The sequence below is a fragment of the Aeromonas sp. QDB56 genome (genome assembly GCF_027705505.1).
GTDB classification, from domain to species: domain Bacteria; phylum Pseudomonadota; class Gammaproteobacteria; order Enterobacterales; family Aeromonadaceae; genus Aeromonas; species Aeromonas caviae.
This window is the reverse complement of record NZ_JAPDBZ010000335.1, coordinates 1-525: the sequence shown is the minus strand read 5'-3', so window position 1 is coordinate 525 and position 525 is coordinate 1. Positions and strand designations below refer to the sequence as shown.

Genomic DNA, 525 nt, shown 5'->3' with positions numbered 1-525 from the left:
AAAAGAGAGTAATAGATCAGAACGGCCGATCGCCGTCAAGCACTGAAAATAGCAAAATCAGGTGCGGAATGACGGTTCTATCCCGTTGCCTGGATCCTGGGCATCCCGGGCAGTGAAGCGCTGCAGGCCGGCTCCATCATGGCGACCAAGCTGGTGACCAACGAGTTTGTGGCCATGATGGATCTGGGCAAGATTGCCGCCGAGCTCTCCCCGCGCACCGTCGGCATCCTCTCCATCTTCATGGTGTCGTTCGCCAACTTCAGCTCCATCGGCATCATTGCCGGTGCGGTGAAGGCGCTCAACGAAGAGAAGGGCAACATGGTTTCCCGCTTCGGTTTGAAGCTGGTCTATGGCTCCACCCTGGTGAGCCTGCTCTCCGCCGTTATCGCCGGTGTGATGATCTAGGTCCTCCCCCCGCGCTGCTCATGACGACCCCCTGCCTTGGCAGGGGGTCTAATGAGATGGTCACCCCCACCCTGTGAGCGGTACGCTGACAGGGTGTTTTTCTTTCAGGAGAGGCCATCA

General features: G+C 58.5%; 1 pseudogene. It reads left to right on the top strand.

From position 1 onward, the window contains the following. Positions 1–75 precede the first annotated feature (75 nt). Positions 76–405: pseudogene (locus OKB81_RS20750) on the top strand (nucleoside transporter C-terminal domain-containing protein); the annotation flags it as partial. Between the last annotated feature and the right edge of the window lie 120 nt (positions 406–525).